The organism is Streptomyces sp. NPDC088730 (assembly GCF_044751215.1).
Taxonomy (GTDB): Bacteria; Actinomycetota; Actinomycetes; order Streptomycetales; family Streptomycetaceae; genus Streptomyces.
Map to the genome: position 1 here is coordinate 36,849 of NZ_JBIVLK010000026.1, position 18,705 is coordinate 55,553.

The 18,705-nt window shown below is 70.8% G+C and carries 19 protein-coding genes and 1 pseudogene; 3 read left to right on the forward strand and 17 right to left on the reverse strand.

The annotated features are described in order from the left end of the window. Nucleotides 1–107: 107 nt before the first annotated feature. The 14 genes from ACIP89_RS36485 to ACIP89_RS36550 form a co-directional block, all read right to left on the reverse strand. Nucleotides 108–467: a nucleotide pyrophosphohydrolase gene (locus tag ACIP89_RS36485; RefSeq protein ID WP_401929464.1), complete on the reverse strand. Its 360-nt coding sequence runs from the start codon at nucleotides 465–467 to the stop codon at nucleotides 108–110. Then, nucleotides 464–1,867: an ATP-binding protein gene (locus ACIP89_RS36490; protein WP_402118758.1), complete on the reverse strand. Its 1,404-nt coding sequence runs from the start codon at nucleotides 1,865–1,867 to the stop codon at nucleotides 464–466. Before ACIP89_RS36490 ends, ACIP89_RS36485 begins: the two co-directional genes overlap by 4 nt. A gap of 125 nt (nucleotides 1,868–1,992) precedes the next feature. After that, nucleotides 1,993–2,391, reverse strand: a complete 399-nt coding sequence (locus ACIP89_RS36495) for a cell division protein SepF (RefSeq protein ID WP_401933700.1) — start codon at nucleotides 2,389–2,391, stop codon at nucleotides 1,993–1,995. Between the two features lie 104 nt (nucleotides 2,392–2,495). After that, the gene (locus ACIP89_RS36500; RefSeq protein ID WP_401933703.1) at nucleotides 2,496–3,770 is read right to left on the reverse strand and encodes a cytochrome P450; all 1,275 of its coding nucleotides are present in this window, start codon (nucleotides 3,768–3,770) and stop codon (nucleotides 2,496–2,498) included. After that, the gene (locus ACIP89_RS36505; RefSeq protein WP_401929472.1) at nucleotides 3,767–4,381 is read right to left on the reverse strand and encodes a GTP-binding protein; all 615 of its coding nucleotides are present in this window, start codon (nucleotides 4,379–4,381) and stop codon (nucleotides 3,767–3,769) included. Before ACIP89_RS36505 ends, ACIP89_RS36500 begins: the two co-directional genes overlap by 4 nt. Beyond that, the gene (locus ACIP89_RS36510; protein WP_073734775.1) at nucleotides 4,359–4,712 is read right to left on the reverse strand and encodes a DUF742 domain-containing protein; all 354 of its coding nucleotides are present in this window, start codon (nucleotides 4,710–4,712) and stop codon (nucleotides 4,359–4,361) included. The genes ACIP89_RS36505 and ACIP89_RS36510 overlap by 23 nt, the downstream gene beginning before the upstream one ends. After that, nucleotides 4,709–5,134 carry a roadblock/LC7 domain-containing protein gene (locus tag ACIP89_RS36515; protein WP_401929474.1) on the reverse strand — a complete coding sequence of 142 codons (426 nt, stop codon included), beginning with the start codon at nucleotides 5,132–5,134 and terminating at the stop codon, nucleotides 4,709–4,711. Before ACIP89_RS36515 ends, ACIP89_RS36510 begins: the two co-directional genes overlap by 4 nt. Then, the gene (locus tag ACIP89_RS36520; RefSeq protein ID WP_401929475.1) at nucleotides 5,131–6,498 is read right to left on the reverse strand and encodes an ATP-binding protein; all 1,368 of its coding nucleotides are present in this window, start codon (nucleotides 6,496–6,498) and stop codon (nucleotides 5,131–5,133) included. Before ACIP89_RS36520 ends, ACIP89_RS36515 begins: the two co-directional genes overlap by 4 nt. 117 nt (nucleotides 6,499–6,615) lie before the next feature. After that, nucleotides 6,616–7,638 (reverse strand): MBL fold metallo-hydrolase, encoded by a 1,023-nt coding sequence (locus ACIP89_RS36525; RefSeq protein WP_401929477.1) that lies wholly within the window; start codon nucleotides 7,636–7,638, stop codon nucleotides 6,616–6,618. A gap of 501 nt (nucleotides 7,639–8,139) precedes the next feature. Continuing rightward, on the reverse strand, nucleotides 8,140–9,315 hold the full coding sequence (locus ACIP89_RS36530; RefSeq protein ID WP_402118761.1) for a Gfo/Idh/MocA family protein: 1,176 nt from the start codon (nucleotides 9,313–9,315) through the stop codon (nucleotides 8,140–8,142). 69 nt (nucleotides 9,316–9,384) lie between these two features. Further along, nucleotides 9,385–11,025, reverse strand: a complete 1,641-nt coding sequence (locus tag ACIP89_RS36535; RefSeq protein ID WP_402118763.1) for a twin-arginine translocation signal domain-containing protein — start codon at nucleotides 11,023–11,025, stop codon at nucleotides 9,385–9,387. A gap of 53 nt (nucleotides 11,026–11,078) precedes the next feature. Then, nucleotides 11,079–12,038 carry a carbohydrate ABC transporter permease gene (locus ACIP89_RS36540; protein WP_402118765.1) on the reverse strand — a complete coding sequence of 320 codons (960 nt, stop codon included), beginning with the start codon at nucleotides 12,036–12,038 and terminating at the stop codon, nucleotides 11,079–11,081. Next, complete coding sequence (locus ACIP89_RS36545) at nucleotides 12,035–13,045, reverse strand: ABC transporter permease (protein WP_401929485.1); 1,011 nt, start codon at nucleotides 13,043–13,045, stop codon at nucleotides 12,035–12,037. The genes ACIP89_RS36540 and ACIP89_RS36545 overlap by 4 nt, the downstream gene beginning before the upstream one ends. A gap of 561 nt (nucleotides 13,046–13,606) precedes the next feature. Continuing rightward, nucleotides 13,607–14,407 carry a DeoR/GlpR family DNA-binding transcription regulator gene (locus ACIP89_RS36550; RefSeq protein ID WP_401929487.1) on the reverse strand — a complete coding sequence of 267 codons (801 nt, stop codon included), beginning with the start codon at nucleotides 14,405–14,407 and terminating at the stop codon, nucleotides 13,607–13,609. Nucleotides 14,408–14,591: 184 nt separating this feature from the next. Between ACIP89_RS36550 and ACIP89_RS36555 the strand changes: the two genes are divergently transcribed. Then, complete coding sequence (locus ACIP89_RS36555; RefSeq protein ID WP_401929489.1) at nucleotides 14,592–15,476, forward strand: SIS domain-containing protein; 885 nt, start codon at nucleotides 14,592–14,594, stop codon at nucleotides 15,474–15,476. A gap of 9 nt (nucleotides 15,477–15,485) precedes the next feature. After that, nucleotides 15,486–16,400, forward strand: coding sequence for an acyl-CoA thioester hydrolase/BAAT C-terminal domain-containing protein (locus ACIP89_RS36560; RefSeq protein WP_401929491.1), 915 nt, complete (start codon nucleotides 15,486–15,488; stop codon nucleotides 16,398–16,400). On the opposite strand, the gene ACIP89_RS36565 is transcribed toward ACIP89_RS36560, so the two are convergent. The 3 genes from ACIP89_RS36565 to ACIP89_RS36575 all read right to left on the reverse strand — a co-directional run bounded on the left by ACIP89_RS36565 (nucleotide 16,382) and on the right by ACIP89_RS36575 (nucleotide 18,482). Then, the gene (locus tag ACIP89_RS36565) at nucleotides 16,382–16,930 is read right to left on the reverse strand and encodes a hypothetical protein (RefSeq protein WP_402118768.1); all 549 of its coding nucleotides are present in this window, start codon (nucleotides 16,928–16,930) and stop codon (nucleotides 16,382–16,384) included. The two genes, ACIP89_RS36560 and ACIP89_RS36565, sit on opposite strands and share 19 nt — an antisense overlap. 349 nt (nucleotides 16,931–17,279) lie before the next feature. Beyond that, complete coding sequence (locus ACIP89_RS36570; protein WP_402118770.1) at nucleotides 17,280–17,681, reverse strand: Zn-ribbon domain-containing OB-fold protein; 402 nt, start codon at nucleotides 17,679–17,681, stop codon at nucleotides 17,280–17,282. 132 nt (nucleotides 17,682–17,813) lie between these two features. Continuing rightward, nucleotides 17,814–18,482 carry a TetR family transcriptional regulator gene (locus tag ACIP89_RS36575; RefSeq protein WP_401933732.1) on the reverse strand — a complete coding sequence of 223 codons (669 nt, stop codon included), beginning with the start codon at nucleotides 18,480–18,482 and terminating at the stop codon, nucleotides 17,814–17,816. 140 nt (nucleotides 18,483–18,622) lie between these two features. Here ACIP89_RS36575 and ACIP89_RS36580 point away from each other — a divergent pair. Beyond that, nucleotides 18,623–18,705, forward strand: a pseudogene (locus ACIP89_RS36580) (electron transfer flavoprotein subunit beta); the annotation flags it as partial.

An 18,705-nucleotide genomic window follows, 5' to 3' on the forward strand; every position in this document is an offset into this window, starting at 1 on the left:
ACGAAAACCCACTCACCTCTCCCATTACCCACAGTGAGGGTGGTGGTACCGAAAAGCCAGAGGATTTCGGAAATCTGTGGACACCTTATCGACTGTGAATAAGTGGATCACTCCGAAGAGTGACGGTCGGCTGTATCCGGGCCTTTCGTGGCCGGGAAGCGCGCCTCATTCCGCTCGATCTTGGCCGCCAGCGCCGCGAGCGGGTCGATGTCCAGCACTGCGCAGAACTGCAGCAGATAGGCGAGGACATCGGCGACCTCGTCCGACACCCGGTGCGCGGAACCGGGCTCCTCCATCACCCGGACCGACTGCTCCGGCGTCAGCCACTGGAAGATCTCCATGAGTTCGGATGCCTCGACGCTCAGCGCCGACGCCAGGTTCTTCGGGGTGTGGTACTGCTCCCAGTCGCGTGCGGCCGCGAAGGCGGCGAGCCGTCGTTGCAGGGCGGGTACGTCGAGTTCTGTCACGGCCCCAGGTCTACCACCGTCGCTCCGGCCGTTCCGCAGGGGTCTGCCACTGTCGCTCCGGCCGTCCCGCAGAGGTCTGCCACCGTCGCTCCGGCCGTCCCACAGAGGTCTGCCACCGTCGCTCCGGCCGTTCCCCGGAGGTCCACCACCGTCGCTCCGGCCGTCCCGCGGGCCCGTGCGGCGCCCGACTCCGTCACCGTGCCGAGCAGCCGGACCCGGCCGCCGGCCACCGCGGAGGCCGCCTCGGTCAGCAGTTCCCGCGTCTGCCGCCCGTCCAGATCACGGTCGAACCCGTCGGCCAGCACCGTGCGGGTCTGCAGGGCCGCCGGCACCTCGGAGTCGGCATCCGCCGGATCCTCCCCAGGCCCCAGGAGCAGGGCCGCGGCCAGTGCCAGGTACCGCAGTTCGCCGTCGCCGAGCCGTTCCAGCGGGGTACCCGGCCCGTCGCCCCGGCCCACGACCGCGTGGACCTGCCCGTCCGCGAGCCGCTCGACGCGGAGCCCGGTCACCGGCCGCGCGCATCCGGCGTCCGCCAGCGCGACCAGCCGGGCATGACGGCGCCCGTACGCGTACCCGCCCACGCCTCCGTGCCCGCCCCCGTCGCCCCGCCCACGTCCGCGCGCATGCCCCTGTCCCTCGTACGCGGCGTGCAGAACCGCCGCGAGGTTCCCGCAGTCGCGGCGGAGCCGGCCCTCGCCCGGCGGCACCGGTGTCCGCATCCGGTGCGGCCTCGGCTCACAGACGAAGGCCGGGCGCAGAGCGACCACCAGCTGTTCGGCGGCGGCCAGCACCAGCAGCTGGCCCGGCGTCCGGCCCGCGACCCGCAAGGGCAGCAGGGCCGTGCCCAGCCGGTCGTCCGGCAGCCGTTCCCGCGTCACCGGAAGCTCGTCGGCGGTGTGCCAGGCCGCCTGGAGCGTCGGCTGCGCCGGATGACGCAGCGCGGTGCTGAGCAGGGTCTCCCCGTCCAGGGTCAGCTGCTCCCCGACGATCCGGAGGGCCGGCTCGGCCTGGACGGCGAGTTCCAGCCGGACCGGGCCGACCGGGCCGTCCGCAGTGCACCCGATCCGGAAGCCGCGCCGCCCCCGCCGGTCGGCTCCGGTCCCTTCGGGCACGCACCCCGCCGGATCGGGGAAGACCTCGTCGAGCGGCGACCCGGCGGCCAGCCGGGACAGCGCCTCGTAGGCCCGCAGCGCACTCGACGTGCCGCTGCCGGAGGGACCCGTGAGGAGGGTGAGCGGGGCCAGCGGCACGACCGTGCCCCGGTGCGCCCCGAAGGCGGCGAGCCGCAGCTCGGTCACGACGGGTCCGGCGCAACGCTTCGACCACCGGGCGGAGTCGGCGCCGCGTGGCAGCGAAGGATCGGCGCGGGGAGGATCGGCGCGGAGGCTGGGTGCGGTCATGCCAAGGACCGTACGCACCCGCCTCCCCGCCGAACCGTTCCGCCGGATCGCCCGTCCTCCCATCGGAGGAACGGCCTCCCCCGCCCGCATGGCACGCCGCCCACCGGGGTACAGCGCAACACGCTTCAGACCCCCGGCACGCCGGCCGCCGTCACGCCCTCGACCTCCATGCCGAGGGGCGACAGCAGGAAGACGTTCCGGTCCACCCGGTGCATCCCGCTGCCGAGACCGAAGACGACTCCACTGGTGAAGTCCAGGATCCGCTTGGCCACATCGGGTTCCGCGCCGGTCAGGTCGAGCAGCACCGGAACCTGCCCGACCAGGTACTCGGCCACCTCGCGCGCGTCCGCGAAGACCTGGACCCGCAGCACCACCATGCGCCGCTGCTCGGCGCTCTCCCGCTCCTCCGGGGCCGTCCGGTGGTCCACCCGGGAGGGCCACTCGTTGCGGCTGCGCAGGGGGACGACCTGGGCCAGTCCCTCCCACTGCTCGTCGGTGACGTCATACCTGTCGTACCTGCTCACCGGACCACTCCGTCTGTGCTTCGTTCGGCGTTGCGCCGGCTGCGCTCACTGTTCATCGGGCAATTCTCTCGCCCCTCACCCGTTCGGCCTACCAGCGACACGGCTCAGGACCCGATCGGCACCTTCGGAGTGCGGCCGGAGAGGGTCGCGGAGCCCTCGTCCGGGCCGGTGGCGGGTGTCGTGTCGAGCGGTGTGAAGCGGACCGGAAGGTGTGCCAGGGCCCGGTGGAAGGGGCCCGGCCGCCAGAGCAGTTCGCTCACCGGCACGGCGAGTTCCGCGTCGCACAGCTGGCTGGTGAACTGTTCGATCGCGGTCATCGCGATGAGCAGCGCGGGCTGTTTCGCGGGACACCGGTGCGGCCCGGCCGACCAGGCGAGGTGGGCGCTGGCCCCGGAGCGGACGCCTTCTTGCGGGGTGACCGCCGCGGACTGGGTGTTGGCGGCGCCGAAGGAGACCAGGACCAGCTGTCCGGCGTGCAGCCGTACCCCGTGGAACTCGGTGTCGTGGCGTGGGTAGTGCGCGGCCAGGTTGGCGATCGGCGGTTCCTGCCACAGGACCTCGTTGATCGCCTCGTGCGCGGTCATCGCTCCCCCGTGCAGCGAGCCCGCGTACCGCTCGTCGGTGAGCATGTGCAGGATGGAGTTGCCGATGAGGTTGGTCGTGGGGTCGTGGCCCGCGCTCATCACCAGGGTGATCTGACGGACCGTCTCGTCGTTGTCGAGACGGGCCGGATGCGCGAGCAGATACGAGGTCAGGTCCCGGCGCGGGCCGGCGCGCCGGTCGGCGACGAGGCGGGTGACGACGTCGACGAGGTCGGCGTACGCCGCCGCGGCGCCCCGGGCCGAGTCCATCATGCCGCCGATGCCGTCGATGATCCGCTCGCCGTCGTCGGGGGCGACGCCGAACCAGGTGATGAAGACGTGCAGCGGGAGCCGTCGGGCGTACTGGGCGATGAGGTCGCCGGTGCCGGTGGCGGCGAACTCCCGGATGAGCCGCTGGGCGGCCCCGGCCACCTCCGCCCGCAGGATGTGCGGTTCGATCAGCGCGAGGCTGTCGTTGATGGCCTCGCGGTAGCGGGTGTGCTCGTCGCCGTCGCTGAACAGCGCGGTGGGGCGGTGGCCGAGCACGGGCAGCACCGGCGAGTCCGGCGGGACGGTCGCCTGCCAGTCGCGGGGGTCCTTGCTGAAGGTGTGGGTGTCGCGGAGCAGGTCGACGGCCGCCTGGTAGTCCGTGACCAGCATCGCCTCCACACCGGGTGCGATCCGGACCGGCGTCAGCGGGCCCTCTTCGCGCAGCCTGCGGTAGTGGCCGTGCGGGTCGGCCGCGAAGTCGGGGCCGTACAGCGCGACGGGCTGCGGCGGCTGTACGAACAGGGTCATGACGGGTCCTCGGGTCGCGGCAGTCGGGTCAGCACGTGTTCGGCCAGCGCGATCAGGGCGTCGATGCTGCCGCGCCGTTCCCGGGCGTCGCACTGGATCAGCGGGGTCCCGGGGGCGAGGTCGAGGTGTTTGCGCAGCACCTCGTCGCTGTGGGCGGGAGCGTCGGGGAAGCGGTTGACCGCGACGGCGTACGGCAGCCCCTGCTCCTCCACCATGTCCATGACCGCGAAGGAGTCTCCGAGCCGCCGGGTGTCCACCAGCACGAGCGCGCCGAGCGCGCCCCGTGCGATGTCCTCCCACAGCGGCAGGAAACGCTGCTGACCGGGTGTGCCGAACAGGTAGAGCACCAGGTCGTCCAGGACGGTGAGGCGTCCGAAGTCGATGGCGACCGTGGTGGTGGTCTTGTCGGGGAGCCCGGCGGTGTCGTCGAACAGGGTGCTGGACTGGGTCATCGCCTCCTCCGTATGGAGGGTGGCTATTTCCGAGAGCGTACGGATCAGGGTCGTCTTGCCCACGCCGAAGGGACCCGTGACGACGATCTTCATCAGGGTCCTGGCGGCCGTCGGCAGATAGCCGACGCCGGTCCGGTCAGTGGAGGGAGCGGAGTCCAACGAGCAGCCTCTCGACGAGCGACCGGTCGATCTCCCCGGCACTGGGTATCGGCGGTCGGGTGAGCAGAAGTCCGGCGGCCGCGAGGTCCGTGGCCAGGAATACGGTGGCGCTGACCGGCAGGTCCAGGTGGGCCGCGCACTCGACGACGGTGAGGGCGCCCGGTGCCAGCAGCTCGCAGAGCCTGCGCTGTTCCGAGCCGGTGTCCGGGGGCAGGGCCGTATCGGTGCGTACGAGCACGGCGAGCCGGTCGAGCGCGGGGCCGGCGGGCCGGGACCGGCCGCCGGTGACCAGATAGGCGGGGATCAGACGGCGTCCCGGTCCGGAGCTCATGGCCGGGCGGCGGAGTCCGGTTGGCGGGCGGGCGCGTGCATCGCCCGGGTCAGCGCGGTGACCTGCACCTGCATCTGGTAGGCGATGTCACCGAGTTTGGCGCCGGGTTCGGCGAAGAGGGCGAGGGTGGTGTTGTTCCCGGCCGGTACGACGACGGCGAAGCCCAGATCGGATTCGACCACCGTCTGGGCCAGTTTCGGGCCCTCGACGTCGGTGAACGCCGTGGTGAAGGCGCGCGCCGCGGCGTGCAGCGTGGCCGTCATGGCGGCGACCCGTTCGCCGGACGCCCGGTCGAGGCCGGGGGAGGCGCCCTCGATGAGGCCGTCACCGGTGGCGACCACGGCATGCTGGACTCCGGGCAGCTCCAGCAGCGGGGTCAGCACCCATGCGAGGTCACCGGTGGTGGGGCTGGGGGCGCTCACGTCTCGTCGTCTCCTTGGTCGTCCTGGTCGCCCAGGTGGTCGTGGCCGTCCGATTCCGGTGCGGGGGCCCGCCCGGCGACGCTCCTGCCGTTGAGGGTGCCCTGCTGGAGGGCCGCCCAGGAAGACTCCGCCTGCTCCGGTGTACGGGGCATCTGTCCGGCGGCCGGAACGGCGGCGGGGGCCGGGGCCGCGGCCGGCCGGGGGGCGCGCCGGCGCCTGCTGGGCAGTCCGGCCGGTTCCGCGACGGGATGCGCCCTCGGCGGTTCCTGCGCGGGGGCGGCGGGGGCGGCCTCCTCGGCCGGGGCGGCCTGCGCGGATACGGGCTCCGGGGCCAGGGCGGAGAGGGTCCGGCCCTCCTTCAGCACGGTCAGCAGATGTGCGGGGACGCGCAGGATGGTCCGCATGCCGCCGAACGGCGAGGCCTCGATGTGGCAGTGGAAGCCGTACTGCGTCACGAGCCGGCCGACGACCGCGAAGCCGGTCTGCGGCGGGTCGCCCAGCTCGGTCAGCAGCACCTCTGAGGGGCCTGCCAGCAGTGCGCGGGCCCGGTCGAGCGCGTCCTCGTCCATGCCGATGCCCGCGTCGTCGACGACCAGGAACGCGCCCCGGCCGCCGCTCTGCTGGAGCGTCACCGTCACGTCGGTGTCGGGGTGGGAGTACGCGGTGGCGTTGGCGAGCAGTTCGGCGAGGGCGATCGCGAGGGGCTCCGCGGCCCTGGCGGCGAGCGCCAGCCGTTCCTCGCGCAGGTGGTTGGCCACCTTGATGCGCTCGTAGCCGGCGACGCGGGACTGGGCCCCGAGCACGATCTCGATGAGCGGTGAGTTCTGCCGGGCCAGGCCGGGCCAGGCGTCGCAGAGCACGGCGGTGGACTGGGTCCGGCGCAGGGCCAGTTCGTTGCGGAAGTCCAGTTGCAGGATGCGCGGGTCGTCGTACTCGTGCTGGAGCTCGTGCAGCAGTTGCTGCGACTGGTTCAGCAGCGACTGGATCTTGGCCGAGGTGCCGCGCATCGCCGCTCGGGCCGCGGCGTCGACGCGCTGCCGCTCCTCGATGACGGCGGTCCTGGCGGCCTGCACGGCCTCGGTGAGCAGCCGGGCGGCCTCGCCGTCCACCTCGGCCGCCTCCCGCAGTCCGGGGACCTGGGCGCTGGAGTGCGAGAGGGCGACCGCGGCGGCCGGGATGCGCCTGTGGGCCAGCTGCCGGATCTCGTCGACGAGCGCGGCGGTACGGGCCTCCGCGGCCTTCATCTGCCGTTCGGTCAGCTCGGCGCGGGCCACGGCGAGCTGTTCCGAGCGGGCGGACCCGTACGAGCGCGCCGTCGCCGCCACGGCGGCCACGACGGCGATCACCGCCACGATCCATCCCATGCCGTTACCGCGTTTCTGTCGTCGGGCCGGTCCTCCGGCCGGGGCGGCGGAGGACCGGACGGTCGGCCCGGCCCGGAGGGCGGGCGGGTGGCCCGGCCTGTGCGGCGGGCCGGGCGCTCACTCCACCGCGCCCGCGGGCTGACCGGGCTGTTCCGCTTCCCGCTCGGCCTGCTGCTCCACTTCCCGGGCGAGCACGGCCACTTCGGTCATCACCTGGAGCACCCCGGGCATCTCGGAGCCGTCGAGCTGCCGGTACTCGCTGCCGATCGTCACCAGCAGCCGCTCGGGGAGTCCGAGTTCGGGGTGGCGGCCCTCGCCGATCACCCGGCGGGCCGCCTCCGGTGCGGGGACCCCGGCGGCGTGGAGGGCGTGGGCCCGCTCCTGTACGTACTCCAGATAGGCGATGTGGTCGCGTACCCCGGCCCGGTCGAGGACCGGTCCGTGGCCCGGCACGATCGTCTCGGCTCCGGTGGCCAGCACCTGTTCGCAGGCGGCGATCACGTTGCTCAGCGGGCCCGACCAGTGGATCGGGTGGTCCCCGGGCTGCGCGGGTGTCGAGGAGAAGATTATGTCGCCGCTGAACACGGCACTCTGGGCGGGCAGGTGGACCATCAGGTCACCGGTGGTGTGTGCGGGCGGCAGGGCGGTGATCCGGACCGGGTACTCCCCCAGCGTCAGTTCGAGCTCGCCGGTGAAGTAGGTGGTCGGCTGGACCGGTTCGGTCCGGGACCAGTCGAACGGGCTGAAGTGGCGGCCGAGGTAGGCGCCGAGCGGGCCGGCCGGACCGCCGCCGTTGACCAGGGCGTGCTGCTGCTTCGGGGTGGGCTCGTAGTGGATGTGGTCCCGGGCCTCGCGGGTCGCGATGATCTCCGCGTCCGGGAGCACGCCCGCGCCCCAGAAGTGGTCGCCGTTGGCGTGCGTGACGATCACCCGGTCGACGGTGACGCCCGCGGGGAGCAGTTTCGTGCTCTCGGCCAGGAACTGCCCCGCCAGCACGGGGTCGTACGGGGTGTCGATCCAGACCGCACCCCGGGGTGAGACGAGCAGGCCGCAGTTGGCCAGCCCCCAGCCCCGCTTCGGCGGGAGCCACGCGTGCAGGCCCCGGCCCAGAGCAACGACGTGCCCACCCGTGATCGACATGGACGCGATTATGCCGACCGGTTTCCGGTCGCGCGTTCGAAATCGGACACGGCAGTCACTTACTGGCTTGAAATCGCCGTTTCATTCCGCTCGGAACGGCTGATCGGTGACCGTACGAGAGCGGCGCGGCTGTCCGCCTTACGGGATTGTCCGGATGAAACAGTCGATATCACCCGGCCGACTCTTCCTTCTTCGCCATGACGCAGTGAGCGGCCGTCAAACCGGAAGAGACCGATTACCCACCGAGCATGACTCAAAACAGACGCCAGCTGGCCCCGGCAGGATCGCTGGAAGCGGACTGCCGGGGCCAGCTGGCGGGATGCGGCCCGGGGAACGGCCGGCACGGCTCGGGACGGTGGTGGACCGGGTGGCGTCGGTCGGCTTCGGCGCACCGGAGAGGGGCGGCCGGGGTCCCGGACAGGGCGTGGGTGCGCCTCGTACGGCCGGACCCGCCGGACGGGGCTGTGGCACGGCCCTGTCCGGCCTTTCCCGGTCAGATCCTCAGGAGCGGACCTGACCGCGTTCGAAGTAGGCGATCAGCTCGGGGTCGAGGGCGGGCACGTCGTACGGCGCACCGCCCTCACGCAGCGAGCGGGTCGCGAGCACACCGGCGGCGACGCTCATCCGGGCGGCGACCGGCGAGGTGTCGGTGACGCCCCCGTCGCGCACGAACCGGCAGAACTCCTCCATGATCCGGCTGTCACCGCCGCCGTGCGAACCCTTGGCCTCCGGCACCCGGTAGGTGATGTCGGCGTCCGCCCGGTAGCCGCTGGGGCCGGTGTTCCAGACCTTGACCTCGTCACCGGGGCTGTCGCCGAAGTTCTCCAGCCGCCCTTCGGTGCCGATGACCGTGTAGTTGCGCCAGTAGTCCGGGGTGAAGTGGCACTGCTGGTAGGCGGCGACCACGCCGTTGTCGAGCTGCATGTTCATCACCGAGACGTCCTCGACGTCGACGATGTGGTGCAGGTCCTTGCGGGCCGTCGGCGGCCAGTCGAACTCGCGCAGCCAGTTGTCCGGACGCGGGGTGTCCGGCTCGCGCCGCGGCAGGTCGCCGTAGACCAGCAGGTCGCCCAGCGCGTTGACGCGCCGGGTGTAGCCGCCGGTCAGCCAGTGCAGCACGTCGATGTCGTGCGCGGCCTTCTGGAGCAGCAGACCGGTGGTCCGGGTCCGGTCGGCGTGCCAGTCCTTGAAGTAGTAGTCGCCGCCGTAGCCGACGAAGTGGCGTACCCAGACGGCCTTGGGCTCGCCGATGTCGCCGCGGGCGATGATGTCGCGCATCAGCCGCACGACACCCATGTGCCGCATGTTGTGGCCGACGTAGAGCCGGGTCCCGGTCTCGTACGCGGCACGCAGGACGTTGTCGCAGCTCTCGACGGTGATCCCGAGCGGCTTCTCGACGAAGACGGCCTTGCCCGCGCGCAGCGCGTCGATGGCGATGGCCTCGTGGGTGTCGTCGGGGGTGGCGACGATGACCGCGTCGATGTCGTCGCGGCCGAGGAGCAGCTTGTAGTCCTCGACCGCGACGTCCGTGCCGAAGCGCTCGGCCTCGCGGCTGCGCACCTCGGGGTCGAGGTCGCAGACGGCGGTGATCGCCGAACCCTGTCCGGGGTGGTGGGCGGACATCGCGATGGAACGGCGCAGGCCGAGTCCGATGACGCCGAGTCGCAGGTCTGACACGGGGGTCCCTTCTCTGTCTGTACGGGTGGTGCGGGTGGTGCGGACGAGGGCCGGCTGCCCGGCCCCGGGCTACTTGCCGGCGAGCGAGGCCTCGAACTCGGCACGCATCTTGTCACCGCCGCCGGAGCGCCACTTGCGCAGTTGCTCCTGGTAGGCGGAGAGCGGCTTGCGGCCCGCGACGATGTCCAGCTGGAGGTCGCTCATGGCGGTGGTGAGCGAGGGGCTCTTGCTGGTGCTCGTGTCGGAGAAGTGGCCGCTCGTCGGGTTCGTCTGGCTGATCTTGAGGAGTTCCTGCTGCCAGCCGTGCATCTTTTTGGCCAGCTCGGGCTGTCCGGGCAGGTAGATGTACTCGGGGCCCGCGGCGAGGAAGGCCAGCGGCATGGCCGTGGTCACCGCCTCGGTGTTCCCCTTGGCGGTGAGCTTGACGTCGCCCTTGGCCGTACGGGTGAAGTGCGTGCCCTCGATGCCGTTGTCGAGGAAGAGGCGCTCCTCCGTACCGAAGGGGGCGGCGAGGTAGTCCAGGACGCCCAGCAGCATCTTCACGCGCTTGGCGTCGGCCTTCTTGTTGATGGCGGTGTAGCCGACGGAGCCGTAGCCCATGCTGTACCTCGGCTTCGCACCGGTCCTGGCGGCGAAGGGCACGATGACGCCGAACGGGAAGTCGTACGTCTTGGCGTCCACCAGGAAGCTGGGGAAGGACTGCACATAGGCGCCGAGGCTGCCCTGCGCCATCTTCTCCATGGTGGTGGAGAGGTTGGGGTCGGGCCAGAAGAGTCCGGCCTTGGCCACCTTGACGGCGAAGGCCAGTGCCTCCTGGTACTCCTCCGTCTCGTACATGTGGACCAGCTTGCCGCCCTCCAGGCGCCAGCCGCTGGGCGCGCCGAACCACTGGGCGAACTGGCCGATGTGGTTCACGTACGCCGGCTCCAGGACGTACTTGTTGCGCTTGGTGTCGAGGAGTTCCTTGCCCTTGGCGAGGAAGTCCTCCGCGCTGCTGAACTCGGCGCCGCCGACCGGCTTCCAGAAGTCCTGGTTGACGGCGTAGACCTGGCCCATCGACCCGTAGGCGACGGTGACGCCGCGGATCTTGCCGTTGACCACGGCGGTCTTCCAGGCGGTGGTCGGCAGGTTCGCCAGGTTCGGGTAGTCCTTCACGACGTCGCCCGAGAGGTACGGGGTGAGGTCGTGGAACTTGGCGTCCAGCAGCTCGGGGACGCGCTGGATGCCCTGGTTCGGCGGGAACCAGACCAGGTCGGGTATGTCACCGCCGGCCATCATGGCGTTGAACTTCTGGAGGTAGGCGTCGACGCCCTGGTCCACCACGATCGTCATGTCGAACCGCGCCCCGAGGCGCTTGTTCAGCTCCTGCCAGTAGGCGTTCTTGCCCTGCGGCGGTGCGGGCGTGGTGAACGTCTCGGTGAGGGCCGTGATGCGGCTGCCGTCGCCGGGCGCCTTGGCCACCGACTTGGTGAGGGCCTTGGGGTAGCGCAGGTACGTGGCGTCCAGACCGGCCGCGTTGCCCGCCAGGTCCGCGGGAGCGGTCTGCACGGCCGCGTACGTCGGCAGCTTGACCTTGGCCGACGCCTTGGAGCCGCCCTTGCTGACCGTGGCACCGCTGCCGCAGGCGCTCAGGGTCGACAGCCCGGCCACGGTCAGGCCGGCGATTCCCGCGGCGCCCATGAATCCGCGCCGGGACAAGTTGGTGGACATGGGGCTCCTTGAAAGATGTGGAGTGCGTGGCGGCGACGAAGGCGGTGGGCGGATCAGCCCTTGATCGCCCCGGTGAGAACGCCCTTGACGAAGAATTTCTGCAGGAAGGGGTACACGCAGAAGATGGGCACGATGGCGATGATCAGCACGGCCATCTGCAAGGACGTCGCCGGCGGAATCGAGTGGACGCCCATGGCCGACGCGTTGATGCTCTGCCCGTTGAGCACGTAGCTGCGCAGGATCACCTGGATGGGGAACTTGCCGGAGTCGTTGAGGTAGAGCACCGCGTTGAAGAAGCTGTTCCAGTACCCGACCGCGTAGAACAGCCCGACCACGGCGAGGACCGCCTTGGACAGCGGGAGGACGATCCGGAAGAGGACCGTGACCTCACCGGCGCCGTCGATCCGGGCCGCGTCGTACAGCTCCTCGGGAATGCTCTGGAAGAAGGACCGGACGACCACGATGTTGAACGCGTTGAGCAGCACCGGAAGGATCAGCGCGGCGTAGGTGTCCAGCATCTTGAACTGCTGGACCGCCAGGTACGTCGGGATGATGCCGGGAGCGAAGAGGAACGTGCCCAGCACCAGCAGCAGGATCGGCTTGGCGAGGACGCTGCCGGGGCGCGATGTCCCGTAGGCGATCATCACCGTGCACGCCAGGCTGAGCGCGGTGCCGACCAGCGTGATCCCGATGGAGACCAGCGCGGCCTGCGTGACGACCCCGCCGGACAGGACGACCCGGTAGGCCTCCAGCGTCGGGTGGTGCGGCAGCAGTACGTAACCGCCGTTGGCGTTCAGCTCCTCGCGGCCCGCCAGGCTGGTGCCGATGGCGAGGACGAACGGGTAGAGCACGATCACGGTGAGGACGATCAGGGCCAGGCCCTTCGCGCCCTGTCCGTACCAGTGGGGGCGCTCCATCCACGGCGGCCTGCCGTTGGAGGCGTGCAGGCCCCCGCCGGCCCGTGGGCCGGGCCCGGCACTGCGCAGCCGGGTCGCGACGGACTGCTGGCTCATCGGTAGACTCCCTGCTCGCCGAAGCGGTGGGCGAGCTTGTTGGCGGCGAGGATGAGGGCGAATCCGATGACGCCCTTCATCAAACCGGCGGCGGTGCTCATGCCCCAGTCGCCGTCCACGACTCCGTGGAAGTACACGTAGGTGTCCATGACTTCGGAGGCGTCCGGGCCGACGGCGTCACGCTGCAGGATGATCTGCTCGAAGCCGACCGAGAGGATGTCGCCGAGCCGCAGGATCAGCAGCATGAGGATCACCGGCCGGATGCCCGGCAGGGTGATGTGCCAGATCCGGCGGAGCCAGCCGGCGCCGTCCATGGCGGCGGACTCGTACTGGCCCATGTCGATCGAGGCGATGGACGCCAGGAAGATGATCGTGCCCCAGCCGGTGTCCTTCCAGATGGCCTGGGCGGTGATCAGCAGCTTGAAGGTGCCGGGGTCCGTCATCACGTTGCCGATGCTGACGCCGTGCTCCATCAGCAGCGTGGTGACCGAACCCGCGCCGCCGAGCACCTGCTTGAACATGGCCACCACGACGACCCAGGACAGGAAGTGCGGGAGGTACACGACGGTCTGGATGAACCGCTTGATCTTCTCGCTGATCAGCGAGTTGAGCAGCAGTGCCAGGGCGATCGGTGCCGGGAAGTACAGCACCAGCTGGATCGCGGTGATCTGGAGCGTGTTGGAGACCGCACTCCAGAAATCCGGTTCGGCCAGCAGCGCGGTGAAGTTCGCGAGCCCGACGAACGGGCTCTGCTTGAAGCCCAGGAACGGCTGATAGTCCTGGAAGGCGATGACGTTGCCCGCGAGCGGCAAGTAGAAGAAGAGCGCGAAGTACAGAACACCGGGCAGGCAGAAGAGCAGAAGCGCTCTGTCGCGTTTCAGCCGGTATCGAAGCGGCTGCCGTATTCGGTTCTTCTTGGGCCTCTTCCCGGCGGGCAGGTCGGCGCCGTCCGGGTCGCGGGGCTGCGGCGCGGACTGCCGCGCTGCTGTGACCGGCACATCTGCCATCGTCACAGGCACCTCCAGGGCTGATGGAGCGAGAGAACGTCCCGCATACGTGGAGGCGGGCCGCGTCCCGGAAGAGGTGCGGCCGCTGCTCCTTCACGGCGACAGGCACATAGTTCACGACAGCGCACCCGAATGGCAAGAGTTGTTCATTTCACAGAGGTAACGAACATCTATTGACATCCAAAAACCACAACATGCAGCACGTCGGCGCACCTCGTGGATCGAAATATGCACAGAAGAGGCACAAGATGGCCGTGAAGCGACCGCAGCCGACGCTACCAACCCGTCAAATCCGGTCCCTGTGTGCTTGGTTGTGATCGATCAAGCACACGCAAGCGCATGTTCCAGCACACCCGAACCCGGGTCGCGGGGCACGCGAAACGGCGGGCCGCCACACCCTTCGGGTGGGACGACCCGCCGTTCGGGCCACTCGTTCAGCTCGGACAGGTGCGGGACGGGGCAGGCGCGAGGCAGGTATCGGGCAGACTCGGGCAAGTCCGGACGGCCCGGACGGGTTCCGGCGGTTCGGGCAGCTCAGGCGGTCCAGGCGGTTCAGGCGGTTCAGACGGCGATAACGGTGACGCCGGCCTCGGTGAAGCGGGCCGTCGCCTCGGCCGGGATCCCCTTGTCGGTGACCAGGAAGTCGATCATCCCGAGGTCGAAGACCCGGGCGAAAGCACGTTTGCCGATCTTCGACGAGTCGGCCGCCACCACCACCCGCTGGGCCTGCTGGGCGAGCAGCCGGTTGATGCTGGCCTCGCCCTCGTGGTGGACGTACGCACCGCGTTCGGTGTCGATGGCGTTGACACCGAGCACGGCGACATCCAGCGTGATCTCACCGAGTACCCCACTGGCCAGCGGGCCCGTCAGCTCGTACGACTGGGGCCTGGCCACCCCGCCGGTCACCACGATCTTTATCTGCGGCCGGATCACCAGCTCGTTGGCGATGTTGAGGGCGTTGGTGACGACGGTCAGGGTCGGCTGGCCGGCCGCTCCCGCGACGGCGTCCCCCACCAGGTCGGAGCGCACGGCGAGCGCGCGGGCCACCTCGGTGATGGTGGTGCCGCCGGTCAGCCCCACCACCTCACCGACCGCGACCAGTTCGGCCACGGCGCGGCCGATGGCCTGCTTCTCCGGGGCGTTGCGCCCCGTCTTGTAGCGCAGCGCCAGCTCGTAACTGACACCGTGCGCCACCGCGCCGCCCCGCGTACGGGTGAGCAGTTGCTGGTCAGCGAGCTGGTCCAGATCTCGGCGGATGGTCGCCGCCGAGACGTCCAGCGCCTTCGCGGCGTCCTCGACGTCCACCCGGCCATGCTTGCCTACGAGCTCCAGCAGTGAGTTCCACCGGGTATCCCTGGACACGTGCACTCTCCTCACAGGTCCGGCCGCGGGCGTCCATCCCCTTGGGCGCCATCACCGGACTCGCGCAAGCGTCGCACAAGGCCCTCGCGAGTCAAGTCACCTGCAAGGAAAATGCTTGATAATGCTTGCACGTCCCGTATACCGTGCGTTTACGAGCATCCCATCACCAGTACGGAGTGCAAAAGTGTCATTTGTCGAGATCGAGACAGCCAGTCAGCCGGACTGCTGGCGTCGCGCCGCGGAGCTGGCGCAGAGCCAGGCGGCCGTACTGCCCGCGTCCGGTGAGCGCATCGCCGTGGTCGGCTGCGGTACCTCGTTCTACATGGCTCAGGCATACGCCTCGCTCCGTGAGGACTCCGGCCAGGGCGAGACCGACGCGTTCGCCGCCTCGGAGTTCCCGTTCGGCCGCCGCTACGACCGGGTCGTGGCCCTCAGCCGTTCCGGCACCACGACCGAGGTGCTCGAACTCCTCGACCGGCTGCGCGGCGTCACCCCGACGGTGGCCATCACCGGTGACCCGCAGACCCCGGTGATGACGTCCGCGGACGCGGTCGTGGTGCTCGACTTCGCCGACGAGCAGTCCGTCGTGCAGACCCGCTTCGCGACCACGCTGCTGACCCTGCTCCGTGCCCACCTCGGTCTGCACACCGACGCCGTGGTCCGCGACGCGGAGACCGCGCTGGCCGAACCGCTGCCCGAAGGGCTCCTGGACTGCACCCAGTTCACCTTCCTCGGCCGCGGCTGGACGGCCGGTCTCGCCAACGAGGCCGCGCTGAAGATGAAGGAGGCCTCGCTGTCCTGGACGGAGGCGTACGCCGCGATGGAGTACCGCCACGGCCCCATCAGCATCGCCACCACGGGCACCGCGACCTGGATGTTCGGCACCGCGCCCGAGGGCCTGCGCGAGCAGGTCGAGGAGACCGGCGCCCGCTGGGTGGAGAGCGGTCTCGACCCGCTGGCCGAACTGGTCCGTGTGCAGCGCCTGGCCATCGCCCGCGCCGCCGCCCGCGGCCTCGACCCGGACAGCCCGCGCCACCTGACCCGCTCGGTGGTGCTGGCCGGCGCCTGACCTGATCCCGTGCAGACCGTCGAGGGCGAGGTGCACTCCGGACCGGTCGCCGGCGCGGATGCCTGGACGGGCTTCCGCGCCGCGCCCTCGCACGGCAGCGCCGTCGGAGTGCTCGTGCTCGCCGGGTCCAGCGGACGGATCGAGCGGGAGCGCTGCCGGCTGCTCGCCCGGGAGGGCATGACCGCTCTCTCGGTCCGCTGGTTCGGCGGCCCCGGACAGCCGCCGGGCATCTGCGAGGTACCGCTGGAGACCTTCGTGTCCGCGATGGGCCGGCTCCGCGCGGAAGGGGCCCGCCGCATCGGTGTCCTGGGCGTCTCCAAGGGCGCCGAGGCCGCGCTGCACCTGTCCGTGCTCCAGCCCGGCGTCGATGCCGTGGTGGCACTCTCCCCCACCGCGGTGACCTGGGCCAACATCGGACCCGGCCGGGACGGACTGACCCGCCCTCAGCGCTCCTCCTGGACCTGGCGGGGTGAGCCGCTGCCGTTCGTCCCCTACGACGACGCCTGGACGCCCTCCGAGCCGGAGGGCTCCCCCGCCTCGGTCCTCGGCTGGTACGAGCAGAGCCTGCGGAGGTACGCGGACCGGGCCCCGGCCGCGGCCGTCCCGGTGGAGAGGTCGGGGGCCGAACTCGTGCTGGTCGCGGGCGGGGACGACCTGATGTGGCCCTCGCTGCCGTACGCCGAAGAGCTGGCCGCCCGGCGCCGGGCGGCCGGTCTCCCCGTCCGGCTCGTCACCCGCGCCGGAGCGGGACACCGGCCCCGGCTGCCCGGCGAGGGCCATGCGCCGGCGTCCGGCACCTTCCGGTACGGCGGTTCAGCCGCAGCCGACGCATCGCTCGGCGCGGCCGCCTGGCCGCACATCCTGGACGCGCTGCTCGGTCCGGGCGGGGCGGCACCGGCCGCAGGTCAGGACTCCTCGAAGTAGGCGTCCAGGACCGCGTCGAAACCTGCCGTCCACTCCTTGAGGCTGCTCCTGTTCGCAGCCTCGACCTCCGCGTTGAACCAACGCCGGGTCGACATGTGGACCGTGACCGTGAACCGGCGGCCGAACCGGGCCGGCTTCAGTTCCACCGCGCCGATCTCGTCCCAGCCGAACTCGGCCTCCTGGTCGTCCAGGGTGAACCGGATGCCCTGGCTGTCCGCGGCGATCGAACCGCGGCGGTCGCTCACCTCGAAAGCGGGCCCGTCCGCGGGCCGGCCGTCCGTGTCCTCGTTCTCGTCCTCCTCGTCGTCGGCCGCCTCGGCGACGGCCTCTCCGTCGGACTCCGCGTCCCCGGACACGGCCTCCGCCGCGGCCTTGCCCGGCACGGCGTCCTCGGGTGCGGGCTCCTCGGTCGGCTCCGGCTCCTTGTCCGCCTTTCCGGTGGTTCGGGGGGCCGTGAGACCAGGGATGTACGCCGGGTCTGTCCCTGCGGCGTACGCGGGCTGAGTGTTCGGATCTATGCGCTGCTCCACGGCGGGCAGTATGGCCGACGAACCTGTACGGGGCCAGTGAGTCCGTGTTCACCCGGCCCCGGGCGTGTCCCCGAGCCGGGCCGAACCCCACTCGTGCGCGTCCTCGTTGATCCGGTTCCGGCCGGCACCCGCGTTCCGTGGACCGGAAGATGCCTCGGGCCGCTCCGTCTCCCGCATCCTCGCCCCGCCCCTCCACGGCTCCCGGCGTGTGCGGTACTTCAGCGGCACCCCGGACACCGGGGTGCCCGGCCGGCCCGGTACGTGGCGGTCCGCGGCATCCGCGAGTCCGCCGACACCGTCCGCCCCCTCACCGAGATCAGGGAGACGCACCGGGCACTCGGGGCCGGGGTCAGTGCCAGCCGGCCGTGAAGGGCGGATCGCACAGTTCGAGGACCACTTCGCCGGCCTCGGAGGTCGTGCCGCCCACCGGCCGGACCCGGTCGCCGACACTCACGAGATGGGGCGCCGCGCCCACGATCCGGCACCGGTACACGAACCCTTCGGGGAAGCGCACCAGGGATTCGTTGCGCATCACCCGCGAATAGCGGTTCACGACACTGGACCGCACGACGACACCGTGGCCGTCGCTGCGTTCCGGTTCGAGATCGCTCGACGCACAGACGGGGCACAGCAGTTTGCGGAACGAGGCGGTGCCGCACCATCGGCACAGCTGGTAGACCAGCCCCTCAACGGTATGCGGATCCGCCGGGTCACAGGCCGTCCGCCCCACATCGGTTCCGGTACTGAACACGTCACGGCCTCCCGCGCTCGACTGGGTGCGCCGCACCGCCGACGACGGCACACCGGCACCGTATGGCACTTAGTGCCAGCACGTAAAGGTACTGAGTGCCGGAAGTTGCCGAAGCCCTTCTCCGCCGGCCGCTCAGTCCTGGCCGAGAGCCGATTCGATGCGCTGCACCACGCGCCACATGGGGGCGCCCTTCGCGGCGACCATCACGATCACCTCGTCCTCGGCGGCGGTTACGGCGGGCCGCGCGGACGCCCGGCCCCATACCGTGCGGACGAGTTCGAGCGCCCGGTCCACCTCGGCGCCCGCATCGCCCTGGCCGCCCGAACGCAGCCACGACCGGAGGCCGTTGTTGTGCGCCGCGACCACGGAGGCGGCGGTCACCTCGGCGCGCAGCGCGGCCTCCCTGGTGCCGTCGCCGCGCCGCTCCAGATAGCCGGCGAGGGTCCGTTCGTAGCGGCGGACGACGGAGAGTTCATAGGTGCGCAGACCGGGCACCTCCCGGGTGAGCCGGTAGCGCTGCACGGAGAACTCCGGATTCACCGCGTACATCCGCAGGACGAGCCGGGCCGCGTCGCACACCGTGTCCACCGGATCGCCGTCGCCGGCGGCCTCCAGGAACGCGGTCATGTCCGCGAGACACCGCTCGTGATCGGGGAAGACCGCGTCCTCCTTCGAAGGGAAGTAGCGGAAGAAGGACCGCCGCCCCACCCCCGCCCTGGCGACGATGTCGTCCACCGTGGTCCGCTCGAACCCGCGCTCCATGAAGAGTCCGAAGGCAGCCTCCGCGAGCACGTCACGCATGGGCGGCTTCTTGGCCGGTCCGCGGTCATCGGTCATGGCGGAAACGTAGCACCAGAAGAGACCGTCCGGCACTGCGTACCTTTACTCGGGGTACTGAGTGCCATAGAGTCGAACGAACCGCATCAGTGAGGAGAGCCGGCGTGAGCTTGAGGATCGTTGTCTGTGTGAAGTACGTGCCCGACGCGACCGGTGACCGGCATTTCGCCGATGACCTGACGTTGGA

Coding starts and splice junctions, on each gene's coding strand:
- ACIP89_RS36490 (WP_402118758.1), bottom strand. CDS start 1,867: ATGACCGCACCCAGCCTCCGCGCCGATCCTCCCCGCGCCGATCCTTCG.
- ACIP89_RS36500 (WP_401933703.1), bottom strand. CDS start 3,770: ATGACCCTGTTCGTACAGCCGCCGCAGCCCGTCGCGCTGTACGGCCCC.
- ACIP89_RS36510 (WP_073734775.1), bottom strand. CDS start 4,712: ATGAGCTCCGGACCGGGACGCCGTCTGATCCCCGCCTATCTGGTCACC.
- ACIP89_RS36520 (WP_401929475.1), bottom strand. CDS start 6,498: ATGGGATGGATCGTGGCGGTGATCGCCGTCGTGGCCGCCGTGGCGGCG.
- ACIP89_RS36525 (WP_401929477.1), bottom strand. CDS start 7,638: ATGTCGATCACGGGTGGGCACGTCGTTGCTCTGGGCCGGGGCCTGCAC.
- ACIP89_RS36535 (WP_402118763.1), bottom strand. CDS start 11,025: ATGTCCACCAACTTGTCCCGGCGCGGATTCATGGGCGCCGCGGGAATC.
- ACIP89_RS36540 (WP_402118765.1), bottom strand. CDS start 12,038: ATGAGCCAGCAGTCCGTCGCGACCCGGCTGCGCAGTGCCGGGCCCGGC.
- ACIP89_RS36545 (WP_401929485.1), bottom strand. CDS start 13,045: ATGGCAGATGTGCCGGTCACAGCAGCGCGGCAGTCCGCGCCGCAGCCC.
- ACIP89_RS36575 (WP_401933732.1), bottom strand. CDS start 18,482: ATGCGTGACGTGCTCGCGGAGGCTGCCTTCGGACTCTTCATGGAGCGC.